Annotated in this window: 21 protein-coding genes; 10 read left to right on the top strand and 11 right to left on the bottom strand. The window is 60.6% G+C overall.

Translation table 11 applies throughout. The annotated features are described in order from the left end of the window. Positions 1 to 2: 2 nt before the first annotated feature. Entirely contained in the window at positions 3 to 698 is a 696-nt protein-coding gene (locus tag IE127_RS09850; protein WP_189425506.1) for a DUF998 domain-containing protein, read from the bottom strand. A gap of 378 nt (positions 699 to 1076) precedes the next feature. Here IE127_RS09850 and IE127_RS09855 point away from each other — a divergent pair, with 378 nt between their 5' ends. From IE127_RS09855 to IE127_RS09865, 3 genes are all read left to right on the top strand, one after another. Further along, complete coding sequence (locus tag IE127_RS09855) at positions 1077 to 3395, top strand: putative bifunctional diguanylate cyclase/phosphodiesterase (RefSeq protein ID WP_189425507.1); 2319 nt, start codon at positions 1077 to 1079, stop codon at positions 3393 to 3395. 145 nt (positions 3396 to 3540) lie between these two features. After that, entirely contained in the window at positions 3541 to 4293 is a 753-nt protein-coding gene (locus IE127_RS09860; protein WP_189425508.1) for an N-acyl amino acid synthase FeeM domain-containing protein, read from the top strand. Between the two features lie 62 nt (positions 4294 to 4355). Further along, entirely contained in the window at positions 4356 to 4514 is a 159-nt protein-coding gene (locus tag IE127_RS09865; RefSeq protein WP_189425509.1) for a YqaE/Pmp3 family membrane protein, read from the top strand. On the opposite strand, the gene IE127_RS09870 is transcribed toward IE127_RS09865, so the two are convergent. The 5 genes from IE127_RS09870 to thpR all read right to left on the bottom strand — a co-directional run bounded on the left by IE127_RS09870 (position 4515) and on the right by thpR (position 8124). Next, positions 4515 to 4853: an HNH endonuclease family protein gene (locus IE127_RS09870; protein ID WP_189425510.1), complete on the bottom strand. Its 339-nt coding sequence runs from the start codon at positions 4851 to 4853 to the stop codon at positions 4515 to 4517. A 101-nt stretch (positions 4854 to 4954) separates the two neighbouring features. Next, positions 4955 to 6160 carry a dual-specificity RNA methyltransferase RlmN gene (rlmN, locus tag IE127_RS09875; protein WP_189425511.1) on the bottom strand — a complete coding sequence of 402 codons (1206 nt, stop codon included), beginning with the start codon at positions 6158 to 6160 and terminating at the stop codon, positions 4955 to 4957. A 78-nt stretch (positions 6161 to 6238) separates the two neighbouring features. Next, the gene (locus tag IE127_RS09880; RefSeq protein WP_189425512.1) at positions 6239 to 6748 is read right to left on the bottom strand and encodes an invasion associated locus B family protein; all 510 of its coding nucleotides are present in this window, start codon (positions 6746 to 6748) and stop codon (positions 6239 to 6241) included. Positions 6749 to 6837: 89 nt separating this feature from the next. Further along, entirely contained in the window at positions 6838 to 7377 is a 540-nt protein-coding gene (locus tag IE127_RS09885) for an invasion associated locus B family protein (RefSeq protein WP_189425513.1), read from the bottom strand. Between the two features lie 207 nt (positions 7378 to 7584). Next, positions 7585 to 8124, bottom strand: a complete 540-nt coding sequence (gene thpR, locus IE127_RS09890) for an RNA 2',3'-cyclic phosphodiesterase (RefSeq protein WP_189425514.1) — start codon at positions 8122 to 8124, stop codon at positions 7585 to 7587. A 231-nt stretch (positions 8125 to 8355) separates the two neighbouring features. Here thpR and IE127_RS09895 point away from each other — a divergent pair, with 231 nt between their 5' ends. Both IE127_RS09895 and IE127_RS09900 read left to right on the top strand, forming a co-directional pair. After that, positions 8356 to 9081 carry a Bax inhibitor-1/YccA family protein gene (locus IE127_RS09895; RefSeq protein WP_189425515.1) on the top strand — a complete coding sequence of 242 codons (726 nt, stop codon included), beginning with the start codon at positions 8356 to 8358 and terminating at the stop codon, positions 9079 to 9081. A 75-nt stretch (positions 9082 to 9156) separates the two neighbouring features. Further along, the gene (locus tag IE127_RS09900) at positions 9157 to 9657 is read left to right on the top strand and encodes a GNAT family N-acetyltransferase (RefSeq protein ID WP_189425516.1); all 501 of its coding nucleotides are present in this window, start codon (positions 9157 to 9159) and stop codon (positions 9655 to 9657) included. On the opposite strand, the gene IE127_RS09905 is transcribed toward IE127_RS09900, so the two are convergent. The 4 genes from IE127_RS09905 to acnA all read right to left on the bottom strand — a co-directional run bounded on the left by IE127_RS09905 (position 9654) and on the right by acnA (position 14366). Then, positions 9654 to 10124, bottom strand: coding sequence for a GNAT family N-acetyltransferase (locus IE127_RS09905; RefSeq protein WP_189425517.1), 471 nt, complete (start codon positions 10122 to 10124; stop codon positions 9654 to 9656). The genes IE127_RS09900 and IE127_RS09905 overlap by 4 nt on opposite strands. 6 nt (positions 10125 to 10130) lie before the next feature. After that, a complete protein-coding gene (locus IE127_RS09910; RefSeq protein ID WP_244640091.1) occupies positions 10131 to 10520 on the bottom strand; it encodes a DUF2794 domain-containing protein in 390 nt (129 codons plus the stop codon). Between the two features lie 300 nt (positions 10521 to 10820). Continuing rightward, on the bottom strand, positions 10821 to 11552 hold the full coding sequence (locus tag IE127_RS09915; RefSeq protein ID WP_189425519.1) for a DUF1223 domain-containing protein: 732 nt from the start codon (positions 11550 to 11552) through the stop codon (positions 10821 to 10823). A 135-nt stretch (positions 11553 to 11687) separates the two neighbouring features. After that, positions 11688 to 14366, bottom strand: coding sequence for an aconitate hydratase AcnA (acnA, locus tag IE127_RS09920; RefSeq protein ID WP_189425520.1), 2679 nt, complete (start codon positions 14364 to 14366; stop codon positions 11688 to 11690). Positions 14367 to 14557: 191 nt separating this feature from the next. Between acnA and ccmA the strand changes: the two genes are divergently transcribed. The 5 genes from ccmA to IE127_RS09945 all read left to right on the top strand — a co-directional run bounded on the left by ccmA (position 14558) and on the right by IE127_RS09945 (position 17339). Then, the gene (gene ccmA / locus IE127_RS09925) at positions 14558 to 15151 is read left to right on the top strand and encodes a heme ABC exporter ATP-binding protein CcmA (RefSeq protein ID WP_373297320.1); all 594 of its coding nucleotides are present in this window, start codon (positions 14558 to 14560) and stop codon (positions 15149 to 15151) included. Next, positions 15148 to 15816: a heme exporter protein CcmB gene (gene ccmB, locus IE127_RS09930; protein ID WP_189425522.1), complete on the top strand. Its 669-nt coding sequence runs from the start codon at positions 15148 to 15150 to the stop codon at positions 15814 to 15816. The genes ccmA and ccmB overlap by 4 nt, the downstream gene beginning before the upstream one ends. Before the next feature lie 64 nt (positions 15817 to 15880). After that, complete coding sequence (locus IE127_RS09935; protein ID WP_189426085.1) at positions 15881 to 16636, top strand: heme ABC transporter permease; 756 nt, start codon at positions 15881 to 15883, stop codon at positions 16634 to 16636. Continuing rightward, on the top strand, positions 16636 to 16800 hold the full coding sequence (gene ccmD, locus IE127_RS09940; protein WP_189425523.1) for a heme exporter protein CcmD: 165 nt from the start codon (positions 16636 to 16638) through the stop codon (positions 16798 to 16800). The genes IE127_RS09935 and ccmD overlap by 1 nt, the downstream gene beginning before the upstream one ends. Continuing rightward, a complete protein-coding gene (locus IE127_RS09945; protein WP_189425524.1) occupies positions 16797 to 17339 on the top strand; it encodes a DsbE family thiol:disulfide interchange protein in 543 nt (180 codons plus the stop codon). Before ccmD ends, IE127_RS09945 begins: the two co-directional genes overlap by 4 nt. On the opposite strand, the gene IE127_RS09950 is transcribed toward IE127_RS09945, so the two are convergent. Then, on the bottom strand, positions 17336 to 17569 hold the full coding sequence (locus IE127_RS09950) for a DUF1674 domain-containing protein (protein WP_189425525.1): 234 nt from the start codon (positions 17567 to 17569) through the stop codon (positions 17336 to 17338). The two genes, IE127_RS09945 and IE127_RS09950, sit on opposite strands and share 4 nt — an antisense overlap. Between the last annotated feature and the right edge of the window lie 20 nt (positions 17570 to 17589).

The following is a 17589-nucleotide window of genomic DNA, read 5'->3' on the forward strand; positions in this document are numbered from 1 at the left end:
GGCTAGCCATAGGCCAGTTCTTCCGATCGCAGAGGCCGAAACCACCCTGTCAGGATCGCCGCCCCCATAGCAATCGGCCACAAAACCAGCGGGTAGGCGGCAAGCCGTTCCATGCCGCCGCGCCCGAGCCCGAGATAAAGCCCGAGCGCATAAAGCAGTGCGGCTCCGAGGACCAGCGCTGCCGTGATCAGGGAATAGACCGACAATGATGCGTGCTCGGTGCGGACGGACAGGCCAATGAGGAGTATGGCAAGCCCGCCGGCAACAAACGTCGTCGTCGCGCCTGCCGTATGCAGCCACAGGCCGCTATCGACCGGAAAGGCGCCGGTGACGATTCCGCCAATGCCGGAAAGCGCGTAAAGGCCGAGACCCAGCGTTGCCAACCGATTTCGTGGCCAGAGCGGCCAGGTCAGCAAGACGCCAAAGACCACAAATAAACCAAACAAGATCAGCCCGATATTGTACGCCATGAAAAGTGGCGAGCACATTTCGAGGGCAGCATCGAGATCCGGATTGAAAAAGCTGGTGCAGCGCGCAATCCCTAGATAGCTCAGGTCGTAGTGGCGCACCGAATAGCCACTGGCCGCGAACAGCGCCGCCAGTTCGCCGATGAAGAACACGGCACATTTGACCCACATCCACGCCCCGAAATCTATCCGGCGGCTTCGGCGGTCAGCAATAAGGAAGTCGTCCTGCATTCTAGGCCTCCATCTGGCCCCCTGATAGACGATTTACCGAGCGGACCGAACGCTTAATGTTGACCAGTGCGCGATAATTTTCGCACCCCTATGATGGCTTCGGCAAAAATCAACTTACCGGCAGATAAGATTAGCCTAGCCAGCCTCGGCCCACGCCACGGTCCGTCGGGTGCAGCGCACTCGACAGCCAGTGAGGCCAGTTGAACCGCAGATGGTGCAAAGTACTGACAGCAAATATACCTACGAAGCCTGCCCGCTTAATTCAGATTAACCTGCGCTTCATTCGCCGGGGCTAAGCTGACGCTGTTTGCTCAGCCTGGTGTCCGGACATTTCCTGTCCGGTGCAGGGGTCTGACAGGACGCAACCGAGGATGCCGCGTGCTTACGTCTGCCCGCAAAACCATGCCAGCCATCGACTATGTGTCGATTGTACGCTCTGTCTATGGTGACAGGCGTGCGCTTCTGTTTGGCGCCCTTGCCAGTGCTTCCGCTGCAGCCGTGTCCGCGTATCGCGCACAGTCCATTGCCCTAACTGTCGTCGCCGTGGCCTTTGTGCTTGTTGGTGTCGCACGTTATCTGAACATGGTCGCGTTCTGGAAAGCGGCAATCGAGGACGAGGACGATGCGGCGGCCGAGCGCTGGGAGAACCGCGCGCTGCTCGGCGGCTGCATGGTGGCAATCACTTATGGCGCCTGGTGCCTTATCAGCATTCTGTTCGTCGACGACCCTTTTGCCGAGTTCGCCAGCGCCACACTCGGCATTGCGGCCATGGTCGGATGTGTTGCGCGCAATTTTGGTCTTGATCGTCTGGTCACGCTGCAAACCCTCTGCCTGACGATCCCGTTTTCCATAGCACTGATCCTCAAGGGCGGTTTTTCCTACCCGTTCCTTGCGGTGCTGCTCGTGATGCTGCTGGTGAGCTTCCGCGATCTTGCCGGCGGCATTCGCAGTATTCTGCTCGCGGCAGTACACGGTCGCGTCGAGGCTTCGCAGCTCGCCGCCGATCTCGACATATCGCTGGCAACGATGAACCACGGCGTGCTGATGCTCGACGCCAGCAATGCCGTATCTGTCTCCAATCAGCGCGCCGTCGAGTTTTTCGACCGGTTTGGCGCCAAGATCTCGACCGGGCAACCGTTCGAGGACGTCGTCGAAGCCCTGGGCGGCGACGAGACACTTCCACGCACAACGATCGACCGACTGACCGATCTCGTCTCGCGCAATGGCGACGGCAAGGTCCTGCTGGCGCTGTCGGAGGGACGCTATTTCGAGGTCACGGTCAGCTCCCGCCGCCGCAACAGTGTGTTGCTGTTCGAAGATATCAGCGAACGCGTTGAGGCTGAAGAGCGCATCAACCACCTCGCACGCCACGATGCGCTTACTGGCCTGCCCAACCGCATTTACTTTGCGGAATACGTCAACGAAGCGCTTGAAGACCGCCGCAGCAGCGTGTTGCAGGGCGTGGAGCCGACGTCGACCGCGCTGTTCATGATCGATATCGATGATTTCAAGCACGTCAACGACTCGATGGGCCACATGGTGGGCGACCGCCTGCTTCGCGAAGTGGCGTCGCGGGTGCGCAAGGCACTGCCGCCGCAGTGCATGCTGGCGCGTTTGGCCGGCGACGAATTCGTGGTGTTCGTTTCGCAGATCGGATCGCACGACGCTGCAGAGGAGCTTGCCAAGATGCTCCTGTCGACGTTCGATCGGCCGTTCAATCTCGGCAGCGCCTCACCGCTGGTCAGCACCAGCATCGGCATTGTCGTCAGTGATCGCCTGATGGACGATCTCGACAATTTGCTGGCACGTGCCGACCTTGCGCTTTATGCGGCCAAGGCCGAGGGCAAGCATGGCGCCAAGCTTTTCCATGCGGATATGGACATCAACTACCAGCACCGCCAACGCCTCAAGTTCGACCTGAGCCAGGCGGTGGCAGACCAGGATTTGAGCCTCGCCTTTCAGCCTCTGATCGATTTGTCGACGGGCAAGGTGGTCAGCTGCGAGGCGCTTGTGCGCTGGACGCATCCATCTCTCGGAGTGATCCCGCCATCGACCTTCATTCCGCTTGCCGAGGAAATGGGCCTGATCAGCGCCATTACCAATCTTGTGTTGCGCCAGGCCACACGCGAATGCAGCCGTTGGCCGGCGCATATCGGGGTGGCGGTGAACATTTCAGCACGTGATTTCCGCAGCGGCGACGTGCACCAGATGGTCAACCGCAGCCTTGCGGAGGCTGGATTGGCGGCGAACCGGCTTGAGCTGGAAGTCACGGAAACCGCACTGATCGAGCACCGAGAGTCTGCGATCGAATCGCTCAAGGCGTTTGCGGCACAAGGTATCGGCATCTCGCTCGACGATTTCGGTACCGGCTATTCCTCGCTGAGCTATCTGCAGGCCCTGCCGTTCACCAAGCTGAAGATCGACCGCAGCTTTCTCAGTGATATCGTAACCGACCGCCGGGCCCGGAACCTGTTGACGAACGTCGCCCGCATCGGCACCGACCTCAATATGTGCGTTCTGGCCGAGGGCGTTGAGACTGAAGAGCAATTGCAGGTGCTCCGCGACCATTCTAGGGTGCAGCAGGCCCAGGGGTATCTGTTCTCTCGGCCACTACCGGCCCGCGACGTGGCGGACTTTATCCGGCATTTCGAAGCCGCGTCGCGCGGCGAAGGCGAAGCAAATCTGCTTCATGGTTAACCAGGCGTTAACCGACTGAACTTTCGGCGGATTTGTCAGCCTTGCAGCGGGTAATATGCGTTACCCGTATACCGCATATCGTGAACAATCGATAGAAATATGGTGAAGGAGACGTTAAGGTTTCTGCAGTTGCGGAGTAGTGATAATGCGTCCTACCAATTCTTCAGAAACTGTTGCTGTCTCACGTTTTGCTGGCGCACTCATCGACATTCTCGACCGGGTGCGCTACCGGCGGGTTTCGCCCGATGAGGTGTTCGATCCGGTCTACAAGTTGCGCTATGAGGCGTACCGCCGCGAGTCGTTCGTGCCGATCAACAGTGATGCGATAACCCGCGATCCATACGACGATACGCCGAACGTTTACTGCTACGGCGTCTATATCGATGACCGGCTGGTCAGTTCGATCCGGTTTCACCACGTCACGCCACAAATGCCGTTTTCGCCGGGCCGCTCGGTCTGGCCGGAGGTGCTGGATCCGGTGTTGGCGAACGGGGATGCCTATATCGATCCGAGCCGGTTTACTGCGGATTTCGAAGCATCGCTGGCCTATCCGGCCCTGCCATATCTGACGCTGAGGATCGTTGCGATGGCGTGCGTTCATTTTTCGGTACGTTACTGCCTGACCGCGGTGCGCCCGGAACATGGAGCGTTTTATCGGCGGGTGTTCAATGCACGCCAGGTTGGAGAAGAACGCAATTTCGCCGAGCTGACATTCCCGATGCGCCTGTTCGTCGCCGACGTGCCTCACATCCGCTACAGCCTTATGGAGCGTTTTCCCTTCTTTGAATCAACCCGAGCGGAGCGCGAGGCGCTGTTCTCCTCTGATCCGCACACTTCGGTCGAGATCACGCCAAGCGCACGCTTGGTGCAAAGACTGGCGATGGCTGCAGGACATTAGGTGCCGCTCAGGAACTGATAGGCGCTCCACGAGTTGCCATAGCAACAAAAGGGGCACCTCGCATGGACGTCTTACGCATTATCCTGTCAGTCATCATCCCGCCGGTTGGCGTATTCCTACAGGTAGGAATCGGGCTGCATTTCTGGCTGAATATCCTGCTCACATTGCTCGGATATTTCCCGGGGCTTATCCACGCCGTTTGGGTGATTATACGGAAGTGATTATCCGCGACGCCTTGGACCACGACGGTCCCGCATTGAGCGCGTCGGTGCATGAAAATGCGGCGGCTTATTAGCGACCCAGGCGATGAACCGTGCAATTTCCGGATCGGCCTTCAGATCCTCGACATTCGACAGACGATTGGCCAGTTCCGCCTCGGAATATCGTGCGTGGATCGCGCTATGGCAGATCTGGTGGAGCAACACCGTTCCCAGATGAGTGCCGCCTTTGAGGCGAGGCGTTAGATGATGTCTGGTCGAGCGCGCGCCAGGCGGGATCGGACGGTCGCATAACGGGCAGACCGGATCATGGGAGCTATTCAAAGCTGATGCTGAGGACATCCGAACCTCGAAACCACGTCGTTCCGATGAATACGTCAGCCAGCCGCGAGTCGATCATGCGATGTCGCAGCCAACCCGGTTCGAGTGGCGCCTGTAATGGTTCAGGCGGCGCCGAGGGCTTCGCGTTCGCGACGGCTCAGACGCTCACTTTCCGACTTGAGCTGACCACACGCTGCAAAGATATCGCGCCCGCGCGGTGTGCGGACCGGGCTGGCATAGCCGGCGCGATTGACGATATCAGCGAAGCGCTCGATCCGTTCGGACGAGGAGCAGGCATAATTGCTGCCCGGCCACGGATTGAAGGGGATCAGATTTATCTTCGCAGGAATACCGGCAAGCAAACGCACGAGTTCTCGTGCATCGGCGTCGGAATCGTTGATGCCGTCGAGCATCACGTATTCGAAGGTGATGCGCCGCGCGTTCGACAAACCTGGATAGTCGCGGCAGGCCTGAAGCAGATCCTTGAGCGGCCATTTCTTGTTGATCGGTACCAACACATCGCGCAGATCATCCCGCACAGCGTGCAGGGAGATTGCGAGCATGACACCGATCTCGCTGCCGGTCGGCTCGATCTTCGGCACGACACCAGATGTCGACAGCGTGATGCGCCGCTTCGACAAGCCAAGCCCATCGCCGTCCGAGGCGATCAGCAAAGCCTGCTTGACGTTATCGTAGTTATAAAGCGGCTCGCCCATGCCCATCATCACGATGTTGGTGATGGCGCGGGTCTCTCCGGAAGGGACCAGACCGTCCGTCGGCCGCTCGCCCCCGGGGAAATCCCCTAGCCGCTCACGTGCCATCAGCACCTGTCCGAGGATTTCGCCGGGTGTGAGGTTGCGCACCAGCTTTTGTGTGCCGGTATGACAGAATGTGCAGGTAAGGCTACATCCGACCTGCGAGGAGACGCATAGCGTGCCCCTGTCAGACTCGGGGATATAGACGGTTTCGACTTCCACCGCCGGCATGTTCGGCTGCGCTGGATCGCGGAAGCGGAACAGCCATTTGCGGGTGCCATCAACCGAAACCTGTTCGGACGCAATTTCCGGGCGATCGAGGCCAAAGCTGTCCTTGAGGCGCTGGCGCGTCGGCTTGGCGATGTTCGTCATTTGGTCGAAATCGGTGACCCCGTGGACGTACATCCAGTTCCAAAGCTGGCTGGCGCGCATGCGCACCTGTTTGCCTTCGCCAATGCCAGCCTCTTCGAGCCTTGTGGCAAGCTCGGATTTGCTCAATCCGATCAGCGAAGGGCGTGAGCCCGAATTGGGTCGCCGCGCGACGGCGTGGTCGAGATTCAGCGCGATGCTCATGGCACAGCTCATCCGATGTCTGGGATCAAGCGCCGCCAATAGCACATGGAGTGCTAAAGCGCAAAGCCGACCGAATCATCAGCATTCCGAGCTGATCGCCTGTGATGCAGCAGTGGCGCCCGACAGCGAAAACGTCTGGGTTATGTCCTCACCGGCGGCACTGGTGACAGAAAAGCTTATGGTCGAGCCGGCCCGGATCGCGGACGCCATGGTTTCGGAGCGCGCCGCATCGTCAAGCCATGCCGCATCCTGCTCGGTGAACAGCACAAAATCCTGCCCGCCAACACTAGCGGTGGCCGGCGCATCGGCCGACAGCGCCGTGCCGGCCACGAGATTGATCTCGTTCTCGACACCCGCGCCCGGGCGATGCGTGACATAAAGATAAGCCTGCGAATATTCAGCAGGTGTCGGCTCGACCGAGGTCGCTTCCGTCATCGCAAAGCAGATTGGCTCACCATTCTGCGTTGCGGCATAGGCGGACCATTGCTGAAAATCACCCAGAAGCCGCACACTTTGGGCCGCAGCTGGCACCATCAGCGCAACCGCCGCCGCGCCGGCGACCATGATCCGCAGTCGAAGTCTTGTCATTGCCATCTCCTTTGTGCCGACACGGGTATCGGCACAAGCACGCAATGCGGTCAAGCGCGATGGGGTTGCCGACAGCGTCAGCTTGCGGCTCAGTTGGCTGTCACACCCATGCCGCAGGCCTCGTCGATCGCATCCATCGCGTCGGCGGAGCCGCTTAGCGAATAAGTATCGGTGGTATCGGTGCCGCGTTCTGAGCGCGCACGAACCACGAGGCGCGAGCCGGCACGGAAGGCGCGCACGAACGGGGCCTCATCGGCTGTCGAGGCGAGCCATGCGGCCTCGCCCTCGATCACCATCGGGTACGCGGTTCCGTCGACGGCAGCGCTGGCATTGGCATCGGTGGTGTTGAGCGGATAGCCGACAAGCGTCTGCACTTCGTTCGGAACGCCCATGCCCTTGCGATGAATGATCAGGAAGTGAATCGGGCCGCGATTGACATTGCTCGGTTCGCTACTGCCGGGCTGGCTCGAGATATAGCAGATCTCGCCGCTATCGTCGGTGCCCTTCCAGGCTGTCCATTGGCCGAAAGTGCCGAGAGACTGCGCCTGTGCCATAGCAGGCAGGCTCGACAGGCTCATCAGCGCGCATGTCATCAGACCTGTGATCATTCCACGGGTCGAATACCTCATCCCATACCTTCCTTTTCTGCAGGTGCGGTTCCGGAGCAGCGTCCCGCAAGCATGCTCCAAACATGGTTACCAATGCGTCAAAGGGCCCCGCATTTTGACTTAAATGCCGAAATGACGAGCAAAGTTGTCCGCAATTTGGCGCAGTGATGCAACACACCGCGACTTCGCGCAATTGCGGTAAACACCACGTTAACAGCCCGGCGCTGACTAGGCCGCCAGCGGATAATCCTGTTCCACAACATAAGGTCCGCCGCCGACGGAATCCTTGCTCGAAAACAGGACAAACCGACCGACTTCGAAGTTCAGCGGCATGAACTGACCGGCATTGGCGATATAAGCAGCGATATCGAATGCTGAGGTGCCACGCAGGCGAGCAAGCGTGACATGCGGCACAAACTTGCGCCGTTCCGGTTCGAGCCCGGCCTTTTGCAGCATGCGTTCATGCGCAGCCTGCAGGCGAGCCAGACTTTCGTTGGGCTCGATTCCGGCATAAAGCGCCCGCGGCTTGTCTCCGCCGAACACTCCCAGATGGGTTAGCCGAACCGAAAAGGCGAGGGAGTTGGACAGGCGGTCAAGGCTGTCCGCCACCTCGTCGGCCGTGTGATTGTCCACATCCCCGATGAAGCGCAGCGTAATGTGGTAGTTTTCGGTATCGATCCAGCGGGCGCCATGCAGGCCGCCGCGTTTGAGCGAGAGGGCGAAGGCCACATCGGTTGGGACCTCGAGACCGGTGAAGAGCCTGGGCATTGGGTTGATCTCCCTCGTCCGGCGAAGCACTGCGGCCCAGCGCCGCAGCACCAATTCGCGAATCAACGCTAGCACAGCGCAAACGCTTTCACAGGCACCATGCAGTCATATGAACACATGGATGCGATAGCGTCCGGTTATGCTTGTAAAGATCGGAGGGGGTCTCCATATTGTGGACCGTATAGTCCGTCCTAGACCAACAGGGCGCTCTTCCACGCGAAAGGAGCTGAAATGGCTGAATTCGACCGTCAGACCCTCAATGCGCGGGCCGGCTCGGCCGCGGCCATTGACCAGGGTCTGCGCAGCTACATGCTGTCTGTCTACAACTACATGGGTATTGGGCTGGCCGTCACAGGCCTCGTGGCCTGGTTCGTCAGCCAGTGGGCGATGTCCAGCCCCGGCAATGCCGAGCTAATCTACGGTAGCCCGCTGTCCTTCGTGATCATGTTGTCACCGTTGGCTTTCATTCTGGTGCTGAGCTTCGGTATCAACAAGCTGAGCGTCGGTGCAGCGCAGGCCGTATTCTGGACCTTCGCCGCGGTAATGGGGCTGTCGCTGTCCTCGATCTTCCTCGTTTACACCGGGGCTTCGATTGCGCGCGTGTTCTTCATCACCGCTGCAACGTTCGGCGCGATGAGCCTTTTCGGCTACACGACGAAGCGCGACCTGACTTCGATGGGCCACTTCCTGTTCATGGGCCTGATCGGTCTCGTGATCGCGATGGTCGTGAATATCTTCATGCAGAGCTCGGCGCTGCAGTTCGCCATTTCGGTGCTCGGCGTTCTGATTTTTGTCGGCTTGACTGCCTATGACACACAGAAGATCAAGGAGAGCTACTCGGAGAGCTTTGGTCGTGACACCCTTGCAAAGGGCGCGATCATGGGTGCTCTGACACTCTATCTCGACTTCATCAACCTGTTCATGATGCTGCTGCATCTGTTTGGCAATCGCGAGTAGCGATCGCTGATTTGGTTGGACGCATCTGGGGCCGCGGTCTAAAAAGACCGCGGCCTTTTTGCATGGAGTTTCGGCGTGGCGTCTCGAGTTGTCCTCAATGCGTTCTCCTGGGAACACGTGCCCGCGATCACGACGCTTTATCGTCATTACGTCGAAACATCCGTCGCGACCTTCGACCTCGAGCCTCCGGGCGAGCGGGCCATGGCGGACAAGTTTGGTGCCATGGTCGAGGCGGGGCATCCGGTCATCGTTCTCGAGGTCGATGGCGCGCTGCGCGGATATGCCTATGCCTCGACCTATCGCCCGCGCCCGGCCTACCGCTTCACCTGCGAGGATTCGATTTATATTCATCCAGAGGCCGTTGGTCAGGGCCATGGCACGCTGCTTCTCGATGCGCTGATCGAACAGTCGCGCACTGCAGGCTTCAAACAGATGATCGCCGTGATAACCGCCGGTTCATCCGGCTCGATCGCGCTGCATGAACGCTTCGGGTTTCATCATATCGGGCGACACGAAAAGCTCGGGTACAAGTTCGACAGCTGGCACGATATCGTTCACATGCAGCGCGCCCTTTAGGCGGGCGGAGCCAACTGCTTGCTCATGGGTGTGCCTTGCTTCGGGGTTCCTTCACCGGTGATCGTCCATCCGATCGAGAGATAGAACGGCAACGCCGTACGCGTGCTGAACAGGCGCGCCTTGGAAACCCCATGTGCAACCATATCCGCCTCTAGCGCCGACATGATCGCCTTGCTCACGCCCATGAAGCGAAAGTCGGGATCGACATAATTCAGAGTGACTGTGTCGCGAAGAGACGAGCCGAGACCGGCCCTTTTGCCCTCTATCTCCGCTATCAGCAGGGTGACCTCCGGGTGATCGAGCATTTCGACGAACTTTGAAGGTCCGCTGTCGCCTGCCCAGGCCTCTATGGCGGCGGCATTGCCTGAATGATCGGGGGAGCAGAGCCGGGCAATCGAGCGCAGGCGCATATCCGCGAGCGCCGCACAATCATCGAAGACGGCGTTCCGCACGCGCACCTGTGTCATATGCTGCTAGTCGACCAAGGCGACCTTTGGTTCCAGCGCGCGCAGAACCTGGGTCAGATCATGTCCACGCTTGAGAATACGGCCCTGCTGGTTAAACACCATGTACTGACCCTGCCTGTTGCGCAGCCGCGGGTTCTTTTCAACCACGAAGAGCGGGCGCTCTGAGACGCGCGCGTAAATCGAGAACAGAGCCCGGTCCTTGAGGAAATCCATGGCATAGTCACGCCAATCGCCCGAGGCCACGTTGCGCCCGTAAACCGCTAGGATCTGCATCAGTTCGGTACGATTGAAGCTGACAATCTGCGGTGCTTTGGAGGTGTTCGCCGGTGGACGATCACTCGAGTGAACCAGAGCCAGTCCAGATGGTCCGGTTGTCGCTGCCCGCCGATCCGCCAAACGTATGCCTCCCTTTAAGTCTCGCCCGATCATGATTGCGACAATTGGATGTCGATGCAAGCCCAATGAGCAGCGAGGGCAAAGCGCTGCACAGGGACGCGGAAAACCCTATTTCCGCCAGATTCTGTCCCTTATCACGCCAGATTGCAGCGGCAGCATCTGAGTATTGCCTCCAGTGGCTGGCATTCAAGCCGACCGAGCCCCCAAACCAGGCTTGGGTGCCAGCCGCCCCTAGAGTTGACCTAGTCAGTCAATGCTCCCGTCTCTCCCCCAGAGACGGGAGTTTTTCTTTCGAGGCTGTCAGGGGTGAAAGAGTCCTGCGCCTAGGATGCGTCCCGGCATGCCTTCGTGATCCTGCTGCACGAGAACGGCCAGCCCGTTCGTATCGCCGGCTAGCATTTCCCCAATCGGCATGCGGATCATTGCGCCGGCCCCCGGCTCCCATGTGCCCATGGGATGAACGCCGGTGACGATCTGGCTATAAAGCATCGACTTGCCGGCATTTTCCCCCCGCTCGATCGCAACCTTCGCCTGATCGATATAGGTAACGAGCCAGATCATCGCCTTCTCGAGCCCGGCCTGGCCGGGAATGGAGATCGCCAGCATATCGTTTTCAAGGCTCAGGTGCACCGGCAGTTCGAGGCGCGCAGCTTCAAGCGCAGAGTGGACCTCGCCCGCGCGCGAACCGACGACATCCGTCGTTCCGTTGACGACAATCTGCGGCGTATAGATCCGAGACGAGCCGCGCCCTGCAGCGTAGTCGCGCTGGCGATCGGAATTGGCCTCGGTCCCAAACGTGTCGGGCCAGCCGATATAATCCCAATAATCGACGTGGAAGGCTAAGGCGACGATATCCTCGTGCGCTGCAAGCTCGGTCAGTAATTTGTCCGCCGGCGGGCAGGAGGCGCAGCCCTGGCTGGTGAAGAGTTCGACAACGGCGCGCGGGGTTTCACGCACCTGCATCGCCACTGATGGGGCGCAGAGCAGAGACCATAGGCCGAGGCCGAGCAGCAGGGAGCGTGCGACTGTCATAAAGCGGTTCTAGCAGCACGATTGGGCCACGCCAGTCACTTCAGGGTGAGAGCAAAGGCAAATCTCGAGGCGTTGCAAAAAAATCGAGGCCGCCCCGGGGGACGGCCTCAAAATCAGATGTCACGCCAAGCGTGATCAGGCAGCGACAAGGCTGCGCAGAACATAAGGCAGGATGCCGCCGTGCAGGTAGTAATCCAGCTCATTGGCGGTATCGATCCGGCAAAGGGTCTCGACCTCACGTGAGCTGCCGTCGGCGCTGGTGATCTTCAGCACCACGGTTGCGCGAGGCGCGATGCTTTCAATGCCTTCGATCGAGACCGTCTCGGTGCCGTCGAGACCTAGGCTCTGCCAGCTGTCGCCTTCGTTGAACTGCAGCGGCAGCACGCCCATGCCGACGAGGTTCGAGCGGTGAATGCGCTCGAAGCTCTGGGCGATGACGGCGCGCACGCCGAGCAAATTGGTGCCTTTGGCTGCCCAGTCGCGCGAGGAGCCGGTTCCGTATTCCTTGCCGGCAAAGATCACCAGCGGGGTATCGCTTTTCTGGTAGGCCATTGCTGCATCATAGATCGGCATCTGCTCGCCATCGGGGCCCTTGGTGAACCCGCCTTCGACGCCCGGCACCATCTGGTTCTTGATGCGGATATTGGCGAAGGTGCCGCGCATCATCACCTCGTGATTGCCGCGCCGTGCACCGTAGGAGTTGAAGTCCTTCGGCGCCACCTGATGGCTGGTGAGGTATTTGCCGGCCGGCGTTTCCGACTTGAACGAGCCGGCAGGCGAGATGTGGTCGGTGGTGATCGAATCAAGGAAAAGGCCGAGGATGCGGGCATCCTTGACGTCGGTCACCGGCTTCGGAGTCATTTCCAGCTCTTCGAAGTATGGCGGGTTCTGCACATAAGTCGATGTCGAATCCCACTGATAGGTTTCCCCGCCTTCGACTTCGATACCCTGCCAATGCTCGTCGCCTTTGAAGACGTCGGAGTAGCGCACCTTGAACATTTCAGGCGTCACGAACTGGCGAACGATATCGGCAACTTCGTGGTTGGTCGGCCAGACATCCTTGAGATAGATCGGCTGACCATCCTTGCCAGTGCCGAGCGGCTCGGTGGTGATGTCGATCTTCATCGAGCCTGCCAGAGCGTAGGCTACGACCAGCGGCGGCGAAGCGAGGAAGTTTGCCTTTACGTCTGGATTGACGCGACCTTCGAAGTTGCGGTTACCCGAGAGCACCGAAGCGGCAACAAGATCGCCTTCCTGCACAGCCTTTGAGATCGCCGGCGGAAGCGGACCCGAGTTACCGATACAGGTGGTGCAGCCATAGCCGACAAGGTTGAAGCCGATGGCGTCGAGGTCTTCCTGCAGGCCCGAAGCCGTCAGGTAGTCGGTCACGACCTTCGAGCCGGGCGCCAGCGAGGTCTTCACCCATGGCTTGCTGTCGAGCCCGAGTTCGCGGGCCTTGCGGGCAACAAGGCCCGCCGCAACCAGAACCGAGGGGTTCGAGGTATTGGTGCACGAGGTGATAGCTGCGATCACCACGTCGCCGTGGGTGAGCGAATAGTCTTCGCCCTCGACTGCAATTTCCGGATCGTCGGATTTCGAGAACTCTTCACCCAAAGCCTTGGCGAAGCTGGATTTGGCTTCGGTGAGAACAATGCGGTCCTGCGGGCGCTTCGGGCCGGAGATCGAGGGTACGACAGTCGTCAGATCGAGTTCGAGCGTATCGGTGAACACCGGGTCTTCCGAGCCGGTCTCGCGGAACATGCCCTGTGCCTTGGCGTAGGCCTCGACCAACGCAACGCGCTCAGGCGTGCGGCCGGAGGTCTTGAGGTAGGTGAGGGTGTCTTCGTCGATCGGGAAGAAGCCGCAGGTGGCACCATATTCCGGGGCCATGTTGGCAATCGTTGCCTGGTCCTCGAGGCTGAGATCATCGAGGCCGGGGCCGTAGAATTCGACGAACTTGCCGACCACGCCCTTCTTGCGCAGCATCTCGGTGACAGTAAGCACGAGGTCCGTCGCGGTGACGCCCTCGTTGATGCGGCCCGTGAGCTTGAAGCCGACGACCTGCGGGATCAGCATGGTGATGGGCTGGCCGAGCATTGCGGCTTCAGCCTCGATGCCGCCGACGCCCCAGCCAAGAACCGAAAGGCCATTGACCATGGTGGTGTGGCTGTCAGTGCCGACCAGCGTGTCGGGATAGGCGACAGTCTCGCCGTTCTCTTGCTTGGTCCAGACCGTCTGGGCCAGATATTCGAGGTTCACCTGGTGGCAGATGCCCGTGCCGGGAGGAACAACGCGGAAATTGTCAAACGCCGACTGGCCCCAGCGCAGGAACTCGTAACGCTCGCCGTTGCGCTCGTATTCGCGCTCGACGTTCTGCTCGAACGCCATTGGGGTGCCGAAGCTGTCGACCATCACGGAGTGGTCGATCACGAGGTCAACCGGCACCAGCGGATTGATCTTTTCCGCTGCGGCGCCGAGCTTCTTGGTCGCATCACGCATCGCTGCGAGATCGACGACGGCAGGCACGCCGGTGAAGTCCTGCATCAGAACGCGCGCCGGGCGGTAGGAAATCTCATGGTCCGACTTGCGCTCGGTCAACCAGGCGGCAACGGCCTCAATATCGGCCTTGGTGACCGTGCGCCCGTCTTCGAACCGCAACAGGTTCTCGAGCACCACCTTCATGGCGTGCGGGAGCTTCGATACACCCTTCAGGCCGTTCTTTTCGGCCTCGGGAATTGAATAGTAGGTGTAGGTCTCGTCACCCACCGTGAGCGTGGATTTGGCCTTGAAGCTGTCGTTGGAAGTGTCGGTCACGGTTCCGCCCTTGGGTTGATTTGCTGCTGGTCCCCAGGCTCCCGAAATCCCCGTTTTCCGCGGTGTTCCGACAGCCACGCTGGAATGACTCCAATCTATCGCGCTTATAGAGAAAGACGAATGGGCTTGCCAGTGCGGACTTGGCTCCAATACGAGATGGGGTCATGACGCTGCGGCAAGACTTGAGACGCTTGAGCCTTTGCGCGACGGGCCTGAGCGGTGCCCGCGGCGAACGCATCTTGTTTGCGAACCTCGATCTTAAGGCGGAGGCCGGCACCGCCTTGCTGCTTCGCGGCGCCAATGGCGCGGGCAAGACAACGCTCTTGCTGATGCTCTATGGGGCCATAAGACCGCTGGCAGGGCAGATCGTATGGTCCGGACAGGATCCTGAAGGTCCGCCCTTCATTCACCTGTTCGGGCATCGTGCGGCGGTGCGTGCGCGGCTCGCCGTTCTCGAGACGCTTAACTTCTGGCGTGATGCCAACGGCGGCACGAAAGACTGCGTCGAGGCGCTGGAGCGCGTCGGCCTCGGTGGTCTCGGCAGCCTCGATGCAGGTTATCTATCCGCCGGTCAGACGCGACGGCTGAGCCTTGCGCGGCTACTGGTCGCCCCGCGTCCGGTATGGCTGCTTGATGAGCCGACGGCCGCGCTTGACCCCGATGGTGACCGGCTGGTCGGAGAACTGATGGCCGAGCATCTCGCCGCCGGTGGGCTGATCATAGCCGCGACCCACCTGCCGCTCGCGTTCGTCGGCACCTCGTCAGAGATCAGGCTCGACGGATGAGGCGGGCCTTTGCTGCGATCATCGTGCGTGACATCCGGCTGGCGCTGCGTGCGGGCAGCGATGCACTGACGCTCGTTCTGTTCTTCGTGATGATTGGCATCGTCGTGCCCTTCGCCATCGGCCCGGATCGCGTATTGCTGGCGCAGCTTGCCCCGGCGATCGTCTGGATCGCGGCGTTTCTCGCGAGCCTTATCGGGATCGACAGGGTATTCAGGGACGATTTCGAGGACGGCACGCTGATGCTGCTGCGGCACGGGACTTTGCCGATGGAACTGGTGGTTCTCGCAAAATTGATCGTTCACTGGCTGCTGACGGCGTTCCCGCTGATCCTTGCAACGCCGGTGCTGGCGGTGCTGCTGGCGATGGATCCCGGCGCGTTATGGCGCACCGTGATATCCCTGATTCTGGGAACCCCCGGGCTGGCCGCTCTCGGTGCCATTGGGGCCGGGATAACCGTCAGCCTCAGGCGCGGCGGGCTGGTGGCGCCGGTTCTGGTGCTGCCGTTCGCGATACCGATACTGATCTTCGGCGTCGGCGCCATTGCCAGCGGCATAGGACCTGACCTCACCGGGTCCGCCCGGCTACTGCTTGCGGCGATCAGCCTCATGCTGGTGGCTATCGCCCCGTTTGCTGCGGCCCTTGCAGTGCGGGCGGGCGAAGATTAGAAACCGGCAGGCCCGCTGCAATGGTGCGCCGGCCTTCAGCCGCACGAAAATCGCGCCGATGACGATGTCACACAGCCAAGACAGGCCCGGCTTCTGGACGCGCCTTTCCAATCCGGGCCAGTTCCTGATCTGGAGCCGGCCGCTGGTTGTGCCGCTGGTGGTGGTAACGGCCGCGGTGTTTCTCGTCGGGCTTTGGTTTGCGCTCGTCAATTCGCCCGAAGACTACCAGATGGGCGATACGGTGCGGATCATGTACATCCACGTGCCGACTGCCTGGCTGAGCCAGTTCGTTTATGCGGTGATGGCAGTATCCGCGATCGGGACGCTCGTCTGGCGGCACCCGATGGCCGATGTTTCGATGAAGGCTGCGGCGCCCCTCGGTGCGACGTTCACGGCATTGGCGCTTTATACCGGCTCGCTGTGGGGCCGGCCGACCTGGGGCACTTTCTGGGAGTGGGACGGGCGGATGACATCTACCCTAGTGCTGCTGCTGATCTACCTGGGCATCATCGCCCTGTGGCGGGCGTTCGAAGATCCGCTGCGGGGCGCACGGATGGTGGCGATCCTCACACTGGTCGGCGCGATCAACATCCCGATCGTCAAATTCTCGGTCGACTGGTGGGCAACGCTGCATCAGCCTGCAAGCGTACTCAGGGCCGACGGACCAACGATGCCGGGCTCAATCCTGACACCGCTTCTGATCATGTTCGGAGCCTTCACGCTCCTGTTTATCGTGCTGCATCTCGTCGGCATGCGCACCGAGGTGCGTCGTCGCCGGATCGCGAGCCTCGAGCGCCGGCTGGCGCAACGAGGGGCGTGATGGCGTTCGATCTCGGCCCACATGCGGTCTTTATCATTGCCGCCTATCTCGGCGTCGCAACCGTTGTCGCCGCGCTGATCGGCTACAGGACATTCGAAGCGCGGAGCGTTTCGCGTCGGCTAAGTCTGCTCGAAGAGGCGAGCGGGCGAAAGCGGGCGCAATGAGGCTACTGCTTGTTCTGCTGCCTCTTGTCGTTTTGTCGGCCCTTGTCGGGGTCTTCGCCTTGTCGCTCGACCGCGATCCAGGGCTGGTGCGATCCGTGCTGATCGACAAGCCGGCGCCGGCGTTTTCGCTTGCTGCGGTCGAGGGGCTGGCAGTGCCCGGCTTCTCTGGTGAGGATCTTGAGGGGCAGGTCAGTGTCGTCAATGTGTTCGCCAGCTGGTGCGTGCCCTGTCGCGCCGAGCACCCATTACTGGAACGGCTAAAGGCCGAGACCGGCGTCATGTTGTTCGGGCTCAACCACAACGATACGCCAGACAATGCGACTGCATTTCTCGACGAACTCGGCAATCCTTATGACGCGGTCGGTGCCGATCGGGACCGCCGGGTGTCGATCGACTGGGGCGTTTACGGGGTGCCTGAAACTTTTGTCGTCAATGCTGACGGAATCATCACCTTCAAGCACGTCGGACCGATTACAGAGCGGTCCTTGCGCGAGGAGGTGCTGCCGGCGATCGCGGCTGCCGGTGGTGAGACCAGCTAGAAGTCGCTGGTTAGCCCCTTGATTTCCCAGTCGCCGTAGCGCCCCGGCTCGAGCCCGCCGCGGCCGCCGCGCTCGGGTTCGCGGTCCTGGGCCCGCGCATCGATTTCGGCACGACGAGCCGCCGCCTCCTCAAGCGCACGCTCTGCGGCAGGGCTTAGCTTGCGCGGTGGCGCAACGGGGCGCTCTTCACTGTTTGCAGTGGCACGCGTGCTATCACTATCGTCCTGCATTTCGCCAGCCTCTTATCGAT

The organism is Devosia pacifica, assembly GCF_014652635.1.
GTDB lineage: Bacteria > Pseudomonadota > Alphaproteobacteria > Rhizobiales > Devosiaceae > Devosia > Devosia pacifica.

Bases quoted from the DNA above. Each gene is read 5' to 3' on its own strand.
- IE127_RS09850 (WP_189425506.1), bottom strand. From the start codon at position 698: ATGCAGGACGACTTCCTTATTGCTGACCGCCGAAGCCGCCGGATAGAT.
- IE127_RS09860 (WP_189425508.1), top strand. From the start codon at position 3,541: ATGCGTCCTACCAATTCTTCAGAAACTGTTGCTGTCTCACGTTTTGCT.
- IE127_RS09865 (WP_189425509.1), top strand. From the start codon at position 4,356: ATGGACGTCTTACGCATTATCCTGTCAGTCATCATCCCGCCGGTTGGC.
- IE127_RS09870 (WP_189425510.1), bottom strand. From the start codon at position 4,853: ATGTCCTCAGCATCAGCTTTGAATAGCTCCCATGATCCGGTCTGCCCG.
- rlmN (WP_189425511.1), bottom strand. From the start codon at position 6,160: ATGAGCATCGCGCTGAATCTCGACCACGCCGTCGCGCGGCGACCCAAT.
- IE127_RS09880 (WP_189425512.1), bottom strand. From the start codon at position 6,748: ATGACAAGACTTCGACTGCGGATCATGGTCGCCGGCGCGGCGGCGGTT.
- IE127_RS09885 (WP_189425513.1), bottom strand. From the start codon at position 7,377: ATGAGGTATTCGACCCGTGGAATGATCACAGGTCTGATGACATGCGCG.
- thpR (WP_189425514.1), bottom strand. From the start codon at position 8,124: ATGCCCAGGCTCTTCACCGGTCTCGAGGTCCCAACCGATGTGGCCTTC.
- IE127_RS09895 (WP_189425515.1), top strand. From the start codon at position 8,356: ATGGCTGAATTCGACCGTCAGACCCTCAATGCGCGGGCCGGCTCGGCC.
- IE127_RS09905 (WP_189425517.1), bottom strand. From the start codon at position 10,124: ATGACACAGGTGCGCGTGCGGAACGCCGTCTTCGATGATTGTGCGGCG.
- IE127_RS09915 (WP_189425519.1), bottom strand. From the start codon at position 11,552: ATGACAGTCGCACGCTCCCTGCTGCTCGGCCTCGGCCTATGGTCTCTG.
- ccmB (WP_189425522.1), top strand. From the start codon at position 15,148: ATGAGGCGGGCCTTTGCTGCGATCATCGTGCGTGACATCCGGCTGGCG.
- IE127_RS09935 (WP_189426085.1), top strand. From the start codon at position 15,881: ATGTCACACAGCCAAGACAGGCCCGGCTTCTGGACGCGCCTTTCCAAT.
- ccmD (WP_189425523.1), top strand. From the start codon at position 16,636: ATGGCGTTCGATCTCGGCCCACATGCGGTCTTTATCATTGCCGCCTAT.
- IE127_RS09945 (WP_189425524.1), top strand. From the start codon at position 16,797: ATGAGGCTACTGCTTGTTCTGCTGCCTCTTGTCGTTTTGTCGGCCCTT.
- IE127_RS09950 (WP_189425525.1), bottom strand. From the start codon at position 17,569: ATGCAGGACGATAGTGATAGCACGCGTGCCACTGCAAACAGTGAAGAG.